Annotated in this window: 13 protein-coding genes and 1 tRNA gene; 12 read left to right on the forward strand and 2 right to left on the reverse strand. The window is 55.1% G+C overall.

The window, feature by feature from the left end; all coding sequences use genetic code 11:
* Positions 1–73: 73 nt before the first annotated feature.
* From WMO45_RS01910 to WMO45_RS01960, 11 genes are all read left to right on the forward strand, one after another.
* Positions 74–844: an XRE family transcriptional regulator gene (locus tag WMO45_RS01910; RefSeq protein WP_349138960.1), complete on the forward strand. Its 771-nt coding sequence runs from the start codon at positions 74–76 to the stop codon at positions 842–844.
* Between the two features lie 381 nt (positions 845–1225).
* Positions 1226–3100 (forward strand): DUF4914 family protein, encoded by a 1875-nt coding sequence (locus WMO45_RS01915; RefSeq protein ID WP_349138961.1) that lies wholly within the window; start codon positions 1226–1228, stop codon positions 3098–3100.
* Between the two features lie 200 nt (positions 3101–3300).
* A complete protein-coding gene (locus WMO45_RS01920; RefSeq protein WP_349138963.1) occupies positions 3301–4881 on the forward strand; it encodes an ABC transporter substrate-binding protein in 1581 nt (526 codons plus the stop codon).
* Between the two features lie 29 nt (positions 4882–4910).
* Positions 4911–5876: an ABC transporter permease gene (locus WMO45_RS01925; RefSeq protein ID WP_349138964.1), complete on the forward strand. Its 966-nt coding sequence runs from the start codon at positions 4911–4913 to the stop codon at positions 5874–5876.
* The gene (locus WMO45_RS01930; RefSeq protein WP_349138965.1) at positions 5873–6676 is read left to right on the forward strand and encodes an ABC transporter permease; all 804 of its coding nucleotides are present in this window, start codon (positions 5873–5875) and stop codon (positions 6674–6676) included. Before WMO45_RS01925 ends, WMO45_RS01930 begins: the two co-directional genes overlap by 4 nt.
* 1 nt (position 6677) lies before the next feature.
* The gene (locus WMO45_RS01935) at positions 6678–8309 is read left to right on the forward strand and encodes an ABC transporter ATP-binding protein (RefSeq protein WP_349138966.1); all 1632 of its coding nucleotides are present in this window, start codon (positions 6678–6680) and stop codon (positions 8307–8309) included.
* Positions 8310–8324: 15 nt separating this feature from the next.
* On the forward strand, positions 8325–8858 hold the full coding sequence (locus WMO45_RS01940; protein ID WP_349138967.1) for an FmdE family protein: 534 nt from the start codon (positions 8325–8327) through the stop codon (positions 8856–8858).
* A gap of 12 nt (positions 8859–8870) precedes the next feature.
* Complete coding sequence (gene larE, locus WMO45_RS01945; protein WP_349138968.1) at positions 8871–9614, forward strand: ATP-dependent sacrificial sulfur transferase LarE; 744 nt, start codon at positions 8871–8873, stop codon at positions 9612–9614.
* Positions 9615–10376 carry a nickel pincer cofactor biosynthesis protein LarB gene (gene larB, locus WMO45_RS01950; protein WP_349138969.1) on the forward strand — a complete coding sequence of 254 codons (762 nt, stop codon included), beginning with the start codon at positions 9615–9617 and terminating at the stop codon, positions 10374–10376.
* On the forward strand, positions 10373–11635 hold the full coding sequence (gene larC / locus WMO45_RS01955) for a nickel pincer cofactor biosynthesis protein LarC (protein WP_349138970.1): 1263 nt from the start codon (positions 10373–10375) through the stop codon (positions 11633–11635). The genes larB and larC overlap by 4 nt, the downstream gene beginning before the upstream one ends.
* Positions 11636–11749: 114 nt before the next feature.
* Entirely contained in the window at positions 11750–12409 is a 660-nt protein-coding gene (locus tag WMO45_RS01960) for a hypothetical protein (protein ID WP_349138971.1), read from the forward strand.
* A gap of 55 nt (positions 12410–12464) precedes the next feature.
* Here the strand turns inward: WMO45_RS01960 and WMO45_RS01965 are convergent.
* Positions 12465–12555, reverse strand: a tRNA-Ser gene (locus tag WMO45_RS01965).
* A gap of 401 nt (positions 12556–12956) precedes the next feature.
* Here WMO45_RS01965 and WMO45_RS01970 point away from each other — a divergent pair.
* Entirely contained in the window at positions 12957–13772 is an 816-nt protein-coding gene (locus WMO45_RS01970) for a cell wall hydrolase (RefSeq protein ID WP_349138972.1), read from the forward strand.
* Positions 13773–13819: 47 nt separating this feature from the next.
* Here WMO45_RS01970 and WMO45_RS01975 read toward each other — a convergent pair whose 3' ends face one another.
* Entirely contained in the window at positions 13820–14164 is a 345-nt protein-coding gene (locus WMO45_RS01975; RefSeq protein WP_349138973.1) for a hypothetical protein, read from the reverse strand.
* Between the last annotated feature and the right edge of the window lie 611 nt (positions 14165–14775).

Consider the following 14775-nt stretch of genomic DNA (forward strand, 5'->3'; position numbering starts at 1 on the left):
CGGACTATTTTGACCTGTTTTTCTAGTTTTTTACCACATTTGGTCAGCATATTTTGTATGGGAGGGCTCCTGTATGTCCATTGCCGAAAAACTGGTCTACATCAAAAAGCTGCGGCATATGACCACCGAAGAAATTGCCCAGCGCTCCGGGGTCCCTGTAGGTACACTGAACAAAATTTTCTCCGGGCAAACGAAAAACCCGGCCGTTGGTCCGGTGGATAAGATTACCCGGGTGCTCCAGATCCCCATACAATATCTTTTGGATGATGATCTTCCTGTTGAATGCAATATTCCTACCTGTAAAGAGGATGGATGCATTTTATTCTTATCCAGCCAAGAGGTCCAGTTGCTTACAGAATTTAGAAGTTTAGACGAGCGCTATAAACAATCCGTCCAGTCTATGATCACTCTGCTGGGTGCTCCGCCCATGCATCTGGCCGGAAGTTTTCCGGTAAGGCGAGCACTTTGCTATGTGTCTGCCGATATGGGCGTTACGGATCAATGGACAGATGATCCATGTTTTTTCAGACCTGTGCTGATTCCGGAGACTGACCGCGCTGCTCGAGAAGCTGAGTTTGCTGTCTTGCTCTCCAATGGAAGTATGGAGCCGCTCTATCCGGCCGGGAGTATCCTGCTCTGTAAACGAACCTACCCACATCCACAGGAATACGGACTGTTTCGGTTTAATCAACAGATTCTGGTCCGCCGGCTCTGCCGGCGGCGTGGTACTACAAAGCTGGTAGCCCCAAATCTGGATTTCAAAGATATCATCATACACCCGGACGATACTTTAGAGTATCTTGGAACGGTAATCGGATGTGCACGCAGCTGCCGACTGGAATAATATTCCGTCGGCAGCGTTGTTTAAAACGAATTGTAAGGAATGAAATCCTGCATTTTTTCTCCTGAGCAAAATTCATTTTGTTTATTTGTACAGATGCTTTTTTCTTCATTATATATATGTTAATTTACATATTGCTAAAAAATTTAAAATTTATTTCATGGCCAACCTCTTTCAAAAATGCAAGTTGAAAGTTTGTATCACTCAAATTTTGCGTTTTACCTTGTTGACAAAGCAATGGTGCACTAGTATAATAACTATCACATCGCCCACGGGTACGCACCTGCTCCGGCAGCCGTGTTCAGGCCGCACAGCCCGCCCATGCAGTTCGCTGCTGACGGTGGACAGGCGGAACGATAATGCATGAGAAAGAGAGGCCCGGCCATGAACGTACTATTTGAAAAATTTTCCCTGCCGAAGGAAGTGGAGGCTGTCATTTATAACAGCCCCAGTGTTATCATTCCGGAAAGCAAAGAAGTCCTGTTTGAACTGATTTTCGGCAACGAATATACCGATCGCATCGAAGTTCAATATGAGATCAATGGTAAGATTATTAAAGAAGCGGACGTAGTCCGTTGTAAAAATGGTGCTGCAGTTAATTTCCCGGAAGATTATATGCGGCGCAGAGATCCTGACAGTATGCGTATTGCCGACGACCTGCCCACGGACAAGCCCCGGTTCCAGGATGTTTACGGCTATCCCTTTGACGACCTGCGCACGGAGACCCTCCGTTGGCTCACTCGTCAGGAACTGATCCTGGTGCCGTTCAAGGCCGGTGGATACCAGTATGGCTATGATTCGGTGCTTCTGTGCCCCAGGAACGCTGCATTCTTTGCATTTGCCCTGTCCCAGTTGCAGGCATTTGTAGAGGTCAAGCATATCAATCACTTCACCCCCCGTTCTGTGATTTATGTGGCCCCCCCCTTCCGCCACACTCATTTTGATGGCAAACAGGTATGTGTACACCTGCGCAATCCTGACCTGCACGAGATCTTCGCCTACAATCTTTATCCCGGCCCCTCCGCCAAGAAGGGTATCTATAGTGTGCTGCTGGATATTGGTGAGCAGGAAGGGTGGGTAACGGCACATGCCTCCTCTGCCCGTATTATCACGCCTTATGAAAATGAGATTGTTATGATGCACGAAGGTGCGTCCGGCGGCGGTAAAAGTGAGCTGCTTCAGGATGTACAGCGTGCCGGAGACGGCCGTGTTCTGTTGGGCGTGAACGCCCAGACCCATGAAGAACGCTACATCAGCATGAGTGACACCTGTACCATTGAACCTGTTACCGACGATATGGCAATCTGCCATCCCTCGTTCCAGCGCAACAACGGCAAGCTTGCTCTGGCGGATGGTGAAGATGGCTGGTTTGTCCGGGTTGACGGTATTACAGAATATGGGTGCGATCCGATGTATGAGAAGATCGCGATCCACTCCAAAGAGCCGCTGCTGTTTTTGAATCTTCAGGGTGTACCTCGGGCCACCTGCTTGCCCTGGGAGCATACCCCGGACTCTAACGGCAAGCCCTGCCCCAACCCCCGCGTGATCATCCCGCGCCGGATGATCCATGATATTGTTTGGTCCTCTGTCGATGTGGATGTACGCAGCTTTGGTGTGCGTATGCCGCCCAATTCTGCCGAGCATCCCACCTACGGTATCATGGGATTGATGCATATCGTTCCCCCTGCTGTGGCTTGGCTGTGGCGCCTGGTGGCTCCCCGCGGATATAAAAACCCCAGCATTACTGGCGGCGGAGCGCTGGCCAGCGAAGGTGTCGGTTCGTTCTGGCCGTTCGCCACCGGTAAGCGGGTTCAGCATGCCAATCTCCTGCTGGAGCAGATCATTAACTGCCCCGCTACCCGTTATGTCCTGATTCCCAACCAGTACATCGGTGTGTGGAAGGTCGGTTTTGCCGCAGAGTGGATCGCCCGGGAATATCTGGCCCGCCGCGGCGGTGTAAACATGAAGAAGGATCGCCTGGTCCCCGCACGGTGTCCCCTGGTGGGCTATGCCCTGAAGGAGATGAAGGTGGACGGCCAGCATATCTCCCATGAGTTCCTCCAGCCCGAGACCCAGGATACCCTGGGAATCAAAGGTTACGATGCTGGCGCACAGATCCTTTACGATTTCTTTGCCAAGGAGCTGTCTGTCTATGATGTGGAGGAGCTTCATCCTGTGGGTAAGCAGATCCTGGAGTGCTTTAAGCGCAATGGTTCTGTCGAGGAGTACTGCAACATTATCCCTCTGGGCCTGGAATAATTGATCCAGTAACGGAATTGACAGGAACGTCCCTTTTTGGTATACTGAGTCAGAATTGCTGAAGCAATTTATGGAAGGCCGAAGCCTTTTCCTCTACTTCCCTGCACATTTTAAACAGGTGGACCGAAGTTCACCATGTGCGCTTAGCGCACATGGTGAACTTTTTTGTCTACATTACCTCATTTGTTTAAGGAGACCCCATGAAACGACATTTTCTTACTCCGGCCGCCATGCTTTTATCGGCCACACTTGTATTTGGCGCTCTTTCCGGGTGCGCTGTACCCACTGCTTCCGACACACCGCAGGCTGCAACACCTTACACGGTGGAAGCCCTCCGCCTAGAGGGCGGTACAGATTATGGTGCCCCAAACCCCTATCTGCACAATTCCCGCGGTCCCGGTACTGCTAAGATGCGCCTGGTGTACGGGAGTTTGCTGGAAAAAGACGAACAGGGCGACGTGCCATGGCTGGCACAGTCCTGGTCGATTGACGGAAATGATTATACCTTTACACTTTTTGAAAATGCAAGCTTCCAGGATGAAACGCCTCTCACGGCGGAAGATGTTGCCTTTACGTTGGATTATTATAAGGAGTATCCTCCTGTCTCCAATTCTCTTGGCACTGGCTCAGACTATCTGGTGGACCACTATACCGTGACAGATGAACACACCATCACCATTACGGTGTCCGAGGCTACGGCGGACACACTGTCCAGCTTGGGCAGCTTTGTGATCCTTCCCAAACACATCTGGGAAAATGTGGACGATCCCTATTCTTACACCGGCGATGGTTACCTGGTGGGCAGCGGAGCGTATACATGCACAGCGTACGATGGAGCGACCGGCAGCTATGAATTTACCGCCTATGACGGCTGGTGCAACGGCACACAGGCCACCGAGCGGATCCAGTTTGTGCCGGTCAGCGACCCGTTGCTGGCCTTTGACCGGGGCGAGATCGATATCACCTCCCTGCCTGTGGATCTCATGGACACCTATACCAGCGATCCCACCATCGCTCTGGTGGAGAAGGCCAACGATTATGGCTATAAGATGCTCATCAACTATGAGCGCTGCCCGGATTTTCTGGATCTGACCCTGCGTCAGGCCGTTTATGCCGCCCTGGACCGGCAGAGCGTGGTAGACAATGTCTTCCGCGGAGCCGGAACCGTGGGCAGCGCGGGCTATGTTCCCTCCGGGAGCCTGTTCTACAACGACCAGGTGGTCCAGTATCCCTATGACCCGGAGGCGGCCAAAGCCGTACTGGGTGGCAAGGGATATTCTGTAACCCTTCTGTGCAGTGACAGCGGGGACGATCTGGCGGTAGCGGAGATTCTGAAAAATGGCCTTACCGCCGCCGGTGTGGAGGTCACGGTTCAGGCGCTGGACTCCGCTTCCCGGGATGCCAAAGTCAATGAGGGGGACTATGAATTTGCCCTGGTGGGCAACGGCGGCTGGGGCAACAATCCGCCGACTTATATGCGTACTCTCTTTTCCGACAAGGCCAAGTTTACCGGGACAAGCCCCCATTATATGGGCGCCATCGGCTATACCAATGATGAGATGACCGCTCTGGCCGAAGCACAGATGTATGAAACGGATTTCGATGCGAGGGTGGACCTGTTCCAGCAATTGGAACTATTGGTCAGCCAGGAGATCCCTTTGTTTGTGATCGCCAATCAATCTACCTATTCCATGTATCATACCGATTACTATGACGGCTGGATGAAGACCTATGCCTACCAGCAGGCGGAACAGAACCGCCTGTCCTATATGGCACGCTGACCGGCGTGCCCGGCCGGGAAAGGGGACGCATGAAACGAAAACTGTTGATGCTGTTGGGTGCCTTCGTGGTGATTTATCTGCTCAACTTTGCCATTCCCCGGCTGATGCCCGGCGACCCGTTTGATTATACCTCCTCGGCGGCAGGGGACGATGCTCTGGCCTACTCCCAGGAACAGAAGGAGATTCTGAGGGCCTATTACGGGCTGGACCAGCCCCTGCTCCAACAGCTGGAGCGGACTCTGGCAGGCAATTTGCGCGGCGATTTTGGCCAAAGCATCCACTATAAGCGACCCGTGACGGATGTATTGGGTCAGCGGCTGCCCTGGAGCCTCTGGATCATGGGAGCTTCACTGGTCCTCAGTCTGGTCTTTGGAGTGATGCTGGCCTTGTGGTGTATCCGTTGCCGCGGTGCTGACCGAGTGTTCTTCCCTGTGCTGTCTTTTTTGGCGGAGATCCCTCCGTTTCTCATTGGCGTTCTGCTGCTGTTTCTGGTGGCTGCTCCTTCTGACTGGATCCCGCTGTCCGGGGCTTATACAGCGTTTGCCCACTATCAGTCTCTGTGGCAACAGGTAGGGGATGTGCTGCTGCACAGTCTGATGCCGGTGTGCGCCCTGACGGGGGTGCTCACGCCAGGGCTTTACTTTACCGCCCGGGCCAGCTTTTTGGAGATTACCGGCCGGCCATACCTGCTGAACGCCCGGGCAAAGGGGCTGGGCGAGGGACGCATCTGCCTGCGCTACATCCTGCGCAACGCGGCCACCCCCATTGTGGCCAAGCTTTTCCTCAGTGTGGGGGGAGCGGTGGGCGGTACCCTGCTCATTGAGAATGTGTTTTCCTACCCCGGTTTGGGCACCGTGCTGCAGGAGGCGGTCCAGTACCGGGATTATCCCATGATCCAGGGCGTGTTTCTGCTCTCTTCCGTGCTGGTTCTACTCAGCCTGGCTGCGGCGGACCTGGTCAACCGCAGGCTGGACCGCGAGGAGGAACCGGTATGAAAAGACAATGGCTGCCTGCCCTGGCACTGCTCTTGCTGAGCTTATTTTTCCTCTGGGGTGTGACGGGATACCCACATGATGCCCAACTGCCCTCCGGAACTTCACTGGAGGCCCCCTCCCCCGCGCACTGGATGGGAACAGACAATCTGGGCGTGGATGTGTACGCCCAGGTCAGCGCCGGCTATTTTCGCAGCATGGGCATTGGTCTTGCCACTGCGCTGTGTTCCTTTCTGGTTGGCGGATTCCTTGGTACCTGGGCAGGTTTTTCCGGCGGCCGGGTTGATTTAGTCATCTCCTTTCTCATTCAGGTGCTGCTCTCCATCCCACAGCTGCCCATTATGATCGTACTGGGTGCGTTTCTGGGACAGAGTACCTGGAACATTATCTGGATCATCGCCGCGTTCTCCTGGGCTCCCATTGCCCGTCAAATGCGGGCAAAGACCCGTTCCCTGCGTGGGGCGGACTATGTACGCCTGGCCCAGCTGTATGGTGGGAGCCCATGGTATTTGATCCGCGCCCACATGGGCCGCGCCCTCTGGCCGCTGTTGGCGGTGAGTGCGCTGGCGGTGGTAGGCCGCGCCATCCTGCAGGAGTCCTCGCTGGCTTTCCTTGGCTTGTCCGACCCACTGGCCCGCTCCTGGGGGATGATGATCGCCCGCGCCATTCGGTTCCCGGGCATCTATCAGACTGCATTCTGGACTTGGTGGCTCGCCGCACCGGCGGGAGCCCTGATTCTGTCTACGCTGTTGCTGCGCCTGCTGGTCCGCGGGCTGGAACAACGGCTGGACACGGAGGGATAACATGCTGCTGCAAGTCGATCAATTATCGGTAAGATACCCGGACTTTACGGTACATCCCCTCTCCTTCACGCTGGACCGGGGAGAGATCCTGGCTCTGGTGGGCGAGTCTGGCAGCGGAAAGACCACGGTCGCCCGAGCGATCGCCTGCCTGTCCGACCCGTCCGCCCAGGTTTGTGGACGGGTTCTGCTCAACGGTCAGGATCTGCTGGCCATGGATGAGCGCAAGCTGCGCACTCTGCGTATGAAAGAATTTTCCATTGCCTTTCAGGCCTCGCCGGAATGGCTCAACCCTTCCCTCCCCCTGTATGAACAGCTCAGAGAGGTATTGTGTCGGGATTTCTCCGGTCCGGCGCTGGAGCGCCGTATGGCTGAGCTCATGGAACTGGTTGGATTGGAACCGGCGGATCTGTCTCGTCTGCCCCGGGAACTGTCCGGCGGTATGGCCCAGAAATTTCTGCTGGCATGTGCGCTGGCGCTGAACCCGCCTCTGGTGCTGCTGGATGAGCCCACCGGGGCACTGGATCTGGCCTCCAGCCAAGCCATTACCCAGCTGATCCGTTCCATCAACCAGCGTCTGGGTACCGCATTTCTCATCATTACCCACGACATGAAACTGGCTGCCGATTTGAGCGGACGGATGATGGTGCTCTACGGCGGCCGCGTGGAGGAGGCCGGCCCCACCGGAGCGATTCTAAATCGCCCCTGCCACCCGTACACACGGGGATTGCTCCAGTCTGCCATTGGCCTCAATCCGGTGCGGGACATCTGGGGTATCCGGCCTACCACCGTACCCTATGCCAGCCATGCCGACGGCTGCCCCTTTTACGGCCGCTGTACCCAGAGCCTGCCTGAGTGTGCTCACCGCGTCCCCGAACTGGTCTGCCAGGACGACGGCCGGCAGCTGGCTTGTAACCGGGGCGGTATTGTGACTCTGCTGTCATGCAGCCATCTCTCTCACGCCTATGGCCGCCAGAACGTGCTGCGGGATCTCTCTCTGGAACTGTACAGCGGAGAGATCGTGAGCATCGTGGGCCGCTCCGGAGCGGGCAAAACTACTCTGGCCCGGACCATAGCCGGTCTGTTGCCTGTCTGCGCCGGGGGGCAGGTGTATTTTCAGGGAGTTGCAGTAGACCTGTGCTCCCTTCACCGCCGCATTGGAGGCATGCAGATCGTTCTGCAGGACCCACAGGCTGCGCTCGACCCCTATATCAATGTCCGGCAGGCGGTGGAGGAGCCCATGCGCCTGTCCGGAAACTTCCGCCCCGGGGTAGCGGAACAGGCCCTGGAAGAGGTGGGGCTGTTCGCTTGTGACAGCTTTCTGGAGCGCCCCATTCATGCGCTCTCCGGTGGGCAGAAGCAGCGGGTGGCCATTGCCCGGGCACTGACCATGGAACCGTCTCTGCTTATCGCCGATGAACCCACTTCCATGCTGGACCCGTCAGGCAAGGCAAACCTTCTGCGGATGCTCAAGGGCCTTCAAAATAGTCGCGGATTTTCCATGCTGATGATCACCCATGACCTGGATGGAGCACTGAAGGTCTCCGATCGGATGTTTCTGCTGGAGCATGGAGCTCTGCGCCAATTGGATCCAGTGGATTACATCCATGTCCAATTCGACAACCTTATCATATAAGAGAGGACGATTTTTATGGATCGACAATCGCTCTGGGAGGCCTGTGTAGCCTTTCACGGACACGCCTGCGGCGGATTGACCATTGGTTTTCAGGCCGCCCGCTATGCCATGCAGCTGCTGGACATAGGCTTTTCTTCCGATGAAGAGGTGGTTTGTATCGCCGAAAACGACGCCTGCGGCGTGGATGCCATTCAGGTGGTACTGGGGTGCAGCATCGGCCGGGGCAATCTGCTGTTTCACTTGCGTGGAAAACAGGCGTTCTCCTTCTATAACCGTAGCACCGGACGCTCTGTGCGCCTGGTGCTCCGCCCCACCCCGGCAGAGCTGACGGACAAACAGGCCCGTTTTCAGTATCTGCAGCAAACGGATCCCGCCCAGTTATTTGATGTCAAGCCCGCCGTCCTGGCGGTGCCGGAACGGGCCCGCCTGTTTCATTCCCTCCCCTGCGATGGCTGTGGAGAGATGACCGCTGAGCATCTGCTCCGTCTGCAGGATGGGCGCAAGCTGTGCCTGGACTGCTACCGGCCGTATGACCGCTTTGGGGTCTGAGAGGAGACGCCTATGACGTTACAGGATTTTTTTCGGGGAAATCCCAAGTGCGCTCTGGGATTTTCCGGCGGTGTGGATTCTGCCTATCTGCTCTATGAAGGGCTGCGCTGCGGGGCGGATGTAAAACCTTACTATATCAAGACCGCCTTTCAACCGGCCTTTGAACATGCGGACGCGCTCCGCCTGGCGAAAAAGTTGGGGGTGGAGGTAACGGTGCTGGAGCTGGATGTCCTGTCCGAGCCTGCAATCACGTCCAACCCTGCTGATCGCTGCTATCACTGTAAACGCCGTCTGTTTCAAACTCTGAAAGACCGGGCAATTTCCGATGGCTACCCTATCCTGCTGGATGGCACCAATGCCTCCGATCAGGCGGAGGACCGCCCAGGTATGCGGGCCATCCGGGAACTGTCTGTCCGTTCCCCTCTGCGGGAGTGCGGCCTAACCAAGGCGGAGATCCGCGCCTGTTCCAAGCAGGCAGGACTTTTTACTTGGAATAAACCGGCCTATGCCTGCCTTGCTACCCGCATTCCAACCGGCGAGCCGATCACTGGAGAGGTGCTGCACCGGGTAGAGGAAGCGGAAGAGGCTCTGTTCCGCCTGGGCTTTACCGACTTCCGGGTAAGAGTCTTTCATGGCGCGGCCCGACTGCAGCTGCCCGGGGATCAGATGGAGCGGGCTGTGCGGGAGGCGTCCGCCATCCGGGGTGCTCTGACGCCCTACTTCTCACCCATTCTGCTGGATCTGGAGGAACGATAAATGGAACAACGTGCAATCAGAGCTCTGTTGGAGCAGGTGGCCAACGGCAGCGTCCCGGTGGATGAGGCCCTGCTGAAGCTGAAAATGGAACCCTTTGAGGAGTTGGGCTATGCCAAGCTGGACCACCACAGAGGCCTGCGTCAGGGGACGGCAGAGGTCATATACGGCGCGGGCAAGACTCCGGAACAGATCGCCGGTATTGTAGACGCCATGCGCGCCGGCGGCCAGGAGACCATTCTTATTACCCGTATGTCCCGGCAGTCCGCCGATGCCATATCCCCGTCCCATCCTTTTGTTTATCATGAGATGGGGCGAATCGGCATCGTGGGGAATCTGCCGGAACCGGATGGCGTGGGCACCATTGTGGTAGCTACGGGAGGCACCAGCGATATGCCGGTGGCGGAAGAAGCCGCGTTGACCGCCCAGGCGCTGGGCAATCAGGTTACTCGGCTGTATGATGTGGGTGTGGCGGGTCTGCACCGACTGCTCAGCCATATGGAGGAGATCATGAATGCCCGAGTCATCATCGCCATTGCCGGTATGGAGGGCGCGCTGGCCAGCGTCATCGGCGGACTGGCGGATTGTCCGGTCATTGCTGTGCCTACCAGTGTGGGATACGGCGCCTGCTTTGGAGGGTTATCTTCCCTGCTGTCCATGCTTAACTCCTGTGCCAGTGGAGTCAGTGTAGTAAATATCGACAACGGCTTTGGCGCGGGTTATCTGGCCAGTATGATCAATCATTTGGAGGGAAAACACGCATGAAAACACTGTATCTGGACTGCGGCATGGGGGCCGCGGGTGATATGCTTATGTCCGCTCTGCTGGAATTGGTGGAGGATCGTCAAGCCTTCCTGGAGCAAATGAACCACTTGGGACTGCCCGGCGTAGCGCTGCGCACCCTGCCGGCAGAGACCTGCGGCATCTCCGGCACCCGGGTAGAGGTGTGTGTCAACGGCCAGGAGGAACACAGCCATGATGTGTTCCCGGAAGTACACATGCACCATTCCCGTGAGCACGAGCATGAACATGAGCACCACCATCACCATGACCATGACCATGTGCATCCTCATGACCACGAGCACCACCATCATCACACCGGCATGCACGAGATCGAACACATTCTCTCCCACCTGGATTTGCCTGAGCCGGTTCGGGCAGATGCTGCGGCTGTGTATCACCTGATCGCTGAGGCTGAGAGTCATGCCCATGGCTGTCCGGTGGACCAGATCCACTTCCATGAGGTGGGTACGCTGGACGCTGTGGCCGACGTGGTAGGGGTCTGCCTGCTGATGCATCAGATCGGCGCAGATAAGATAGTAGCCTCCCCCATCCACGTGGGCAGCGGGCAGGTGCGGTGCGCCCATGGCATCCTCCCTGTCCCCGCTCCGGCCACCGCTTATCTGCTCCAGGGTGTTCCCATTTACTCCGGGGCCATCCGGGGCGAACTGTGCACTCCCACCGGTGCGGCGCTGCTTAAGCATTTTGTCCATCATTTCGGGCCTATGCCGGTCATGACGGTACAGGCGATCGGCTACGGTGTGGGCAGTAAACAGTTTGAAGCGGCCAACTGTGTCCGGGCCATGCTGGGTGAAAGGAACCAAAACGGGGATGAGGTGGCCGAACTGCGGTGCAATCTGGACGATATGACGCCGGAGGCCATTGCCTTTGCCCAGGAGGAACTGCTTCGGGCCGGTGCATTGGATGCGTTTACCACGCCTATCGGCATGAAAAAGGGACGCCCGGCGGTTCTGCTCACCTGCCTGTGCCGCGTAGAAGACCGTGAGGCGCTTCTAAAGCTGCTCTTCCGCCATACAACCACGCTGGGCGTACGTGAGACACTCTGCCGACGTTACACCTTGGAGCGCAGCCTGCGCACTGCAGAGACGCCCTACGGCCCAGTAGGCATCAAACACGCGTGCGGCTGGGGCACAGTGCGGGAAAAGGGGGAATATGAGGATCTGGCCCGTATTGCCCGCGAGCATGGGCTGACTCTGGAGGAAGCGGAACACCTGGCCCATTGAACCAAAAGGGACACGACATAAACGTCGTGTCCCTTTTTTGTTGACAGAATCGTCAAGCTTTCGTATGATGAAAGCATCAAAGAACTGGATGAAACAGGAAAGGAAGAAAATGATATGCTGTCTATAACAAGGCACACTTCACTGAACGATATAAACATTCCTTTCGGTATAGTGGAGGTCCACTATCCGGAACCTAACCAGTGGTGCCAGGCAGACTTCCGTAGCCTGGTCCAACAGGAACTTACAGACTGCCGTCAGCGATTTGCAACATATGAGCGAAAAGCAGTATTTGGTGAAAATCCCTATGTCCGCTTTTTCAAGCGATTTCGCAAAACCTACCCGGTATTGCTGCAGTTTGAGTCAATTATTCTAAAAGGCCAGCCATTTCCTGAACAAAACCTCATCGCTGAAGTCCCCTTCCTGATGGAACTCACCACGCATGTACTATCTGGTGCCCATGATGCCGATCAGCTGTGCGGCACGGTTGAACTATACCTTGCCGCTGAAAAGGAGCCTTTTATTGGACTTCATGAGAGAGAATTACATACCTATCCTGGCGATTTCTGTGCCCGTGATGAGAGCGGTATTATTTTCAGTCAAATCGCCGGTACAGATGCCCGTACCGCTGCGCGGCCGGACAGCTGCCATGTGTTCTACCCGATCTTTGGTACACCCGACCTGCCCAGAACAGTCATCGATGATGCCGTAAATGTCTTGTCTGGGTATATTCAGATACTTGCTCCTGAAGCACAGATCGAATCTGCTTTCGTATAAATCACATCAGCATGTAAAACAAAAAAGGCAACTGCTTTCGCAGTTGCCTTTTTTCTGGCGGAGTAGGAGGGATTCGAACCCTCGAGCCGTGTTAGCGGCTACACGATTTCCAGTCGTGCTCGTTATGACCACTTCGATACTACTCCATCGGAGCTCCGCCCTAGTCACCGGGGCGGACAACGTTGATTATTATAGCAGATATTTTCATTTCGTCAAGAGGAAATTTGAAAAAAATAAATTTTTTTGGAGAATACCGTTTGAACTGCTTCCTTGCCTTTGGATGCAGCATTTATCTGAACAAGTTTTCTGCTGCCCATACTTGTAACCGGATAGATGTTTTTTGTTATCACTTACCCTGCAAAAAGCAGCGAAAATTGCAAAATGATGCTTCTTCAAAAAAAGATATTAAGCCTGTATCCATTGGGCCGCAATGCTTTTACAATTTTCAGCAAATTTTCCTATTGACTTTATAGATTCATATTGGTTACAATGTGGTTACAAAAAAGTAAACAACAAGTAACAGACTGTAACAGGAGGAATCACCATCATGCAGAAACGAGCCCTTTGCGCGCTTGTTAGTCTGGCCCTTTGCGCGACCCTGGCCGGCCCAACATTCGCGGCAGAGAGCGGCGTCGAATTCGTAGTCAACGGCACCGCCCTTGAGACAAAGGTCGCCAGCGAAGTGGTGGACGGAAACACATATGTCTCTTATTGGCCCATCGTGAAAGCGCTCTACCCCAGTGCCACAGCGACCTGGGTCAACAGCCAGGCCGAAGTCACGGCCCCAGGTCTTTCGCTCCGCATTAAGCCCGGCGCAAAATATATTGAGGCTAACGGCCGTTATCTCTATGTGCCGGACGGAGTAAAGAGCGACGCCAACAACATTCTGGTCCCAGTTCGTACGCTGTGTAAAGCTTTGGGCGCAGTTGTCAGCTGGGATGGAACCAACAGTGATATTCTTATCACGTCTGGAAGCGGCCCGATTACTTCTGGTGAGCAGACGTATCAGGCAGATGTGGTCTACTGGCTCTCTCGCATCATCAATGCTGAGAGCGGAAACCAGTCTCTGGAAGGGAAGATTGCCGTAGGTAATGTCGTGCTCAACCGTGTGGCCAGCAGCAAGTTTCCCAATACCGTCTATGAGGTCATTTTCCAGCGCAACCAGTTTACTCCTGCAAGAAATGGGAGCATCTACCGTACTCCCAATGCAGAGAGTGTTATCGCTGCCAAGCTGTGCCTGGAGGGCGTAAACACCGCAGGAAATGCGCTTTATTTCGTCAACCCCGTAACTGCTCCGGGCAGTTGGGCTTCCAGAAACCGGCCCTATGTAGCCACCATCGGAGCCCATGCTTTCTTCGCTTAATTTAGGTAGCAACGAGTGCCGCAAAATTTTTGCGGCACTCGTTTTTGTTATTGCGAATATTCATACTCAAAGGAAGCCTGTTCACTTTCAAATGACAGCAGAGGGGCCCCGTTACAGGTAAAGCGATAATAAGCCCGACAGGCAGGGGCTTCCCGGATGATCCGTGTCATTGCCCCATACTGTGGCGCGTGAAGCGGCTGTCCGTTTCGCTCCAACCGTACAGCCGACAGGCTCAAACCACCTTGCTGAACTGTGATACGTCCATCTGTGCGCTCGGACACTCGGGCCCCCAGATAGGTGGCAAGGCGATATTCTTTGCCTCCCAGCCATACTACGCCAATGATACCGGTAAAACGGACGGGGCCAAGCGGGATCTCTGCTACAGACAGCATCAAAGCGCCACCTGGAACGATGCATTGAGTCCAAAGGTACCGCTTTGGAAAAGAGCGTCCACGGTCGCCCTCAATATAGCCTGTCGCGTCTGAAAACCGGTAGTTAACGCCGTTTACACATACCTCTCCCCTCACACGATGCCACATGCTGAATACGCTGTGACGGCATTCCAAAAACGGGACCAAAGTAAATGGTCCCATAATGTCATAGCGTAGAGGCGTGGGGCGGCCGAACTGCAGAGAGCCAAATGCATGGCATGTTCCGCTGTCTACTTGCAGAGATATTCCGTTCGGGCTAAAATGGCTGTTTCCCATCAAAGCCAGGGGCTGCGTGCGTTTAATCTGGACCCCATCGGCTGGCAGCGGTATATTCCAAGTCCCTGTGTCACAGATAATCTGTATGGAAGCGCTTTTTTCCCCACCTGTGATATGGAGAGCCGGAATCAGTGCCAGCGTCTGCTTCTCGGACTGACACTTAAAATACCAACCGCAAAAATAATTGTCCATATCGGATACACCTTTTCTGTCTGGCTGTGAGCCGAATTCTGCGCCAGTGTTCCCGTTTCTGACGTCATTTATTCAAACTGCGCCCCGATTACTTTGATCCATAG

The organism is Flavonifractor hominis (assembly GCF_040095835.1).
GTDB classification, from domain to species: domain Bacteria; phylum Bacillota; class Clostridia; order Oscillospirales; family Oscillospiraceae; genus Flavonifractor; species Flavonifractor hominis.

Excerpts from the sequence above, each read along its gene's own strand:
- WMO45_RS01910 (WP_349138960.1), top strand. The coding sequence starts at position 74 with ATGTCCATTGCCGAAAAACTGGTCTACATCAAAAAGCTGCGGCATATG.
- WMO45_RS01940 (WP_349138967.1), top strand. The coding sequence starts at position 8,325 with ATGGATCGACAATCGCTCTGGGAGGCCTGTGTAGCCTTTCACGGACAC.
- WMO45_RS01920 (WP_349138963.1), top strand. The coding sequence starts at position 3,301 with ATGAAACGACATTTTCTTACTCCGGCCGCCATGCTTTTATCGGCCACA.
- WMO45_RS01925 (WP_349138964.1), top strand. The coding sequence starts at position 4,911 with ATGAAACGAAAACTGTTGATGCTGTTGGGTGCCTTCGTGGTGATTTAT.
- WMO45_RS01930 (WP_349138965.1), top strand. The coding sequence starts at position 5,873 with ATGAAAAGACAATGGCTGCCTGCCCTGGCACTGCTCTTGCTGAGCTTA.
- larB (WP_349138969.1), top strand. The coding sequence starts at position 9,615 with ATGGAACAACGTGCAATCAGAGCTCTGTTGGAGCAGGTGGCCAACGGC.
- WMO45_RS01935 (WP_349138966.1), top strand. The coding sequence starts at position 6,678 with ATGCTGCTGCAAGTCGATCAATTATCGGTAAGATACCCGGACTTTACG.
- larE (WP_349138968.1), top strand. The coding sequence starts at position 8,871 with ATGACGTTACAGGATTTTTTTCGGGGAAATCCCAAGTGCGCTCTGGGA.
- WMO45_RS01975 (WP_349138973.1), bottom strand. The coding sequence starts at position 14,164 with ATGCTGTCTGTAGCAGAGATCCCGCTTGGCCCCGTCCGTTTTACCGGT.
- WMO45_RS01915 (WP_349138961.1), top strand. The coding sequence starts at position 1,226 with ATGAACGTACTATTTGAAAAATTTTCCCTGCCGAAGGAAGTGGAGGCT.
- WMO45_RS01970 (WP_349138972.1), top strand. The coding sequence starts at position 12,957 with ATGCAGAAACGAGCCCTTTGCGCGCTTGTTAGTCTGGCCCTTTGCGCG.
- WMO45_RS01960 (WP_349138971.1), top strand. The coding sequence starts at position 11,750 with ATGCTGTCTATAACAAGGCACACTTCACTGAACGATATAAACATTCCT.
- larC (WP_349138970.1), top strand. The coding sequence starts at position 10,373 with ATGAAAACACTGTATCTGGACTGCGGCATGGGGGCCGCGGGTGATATG.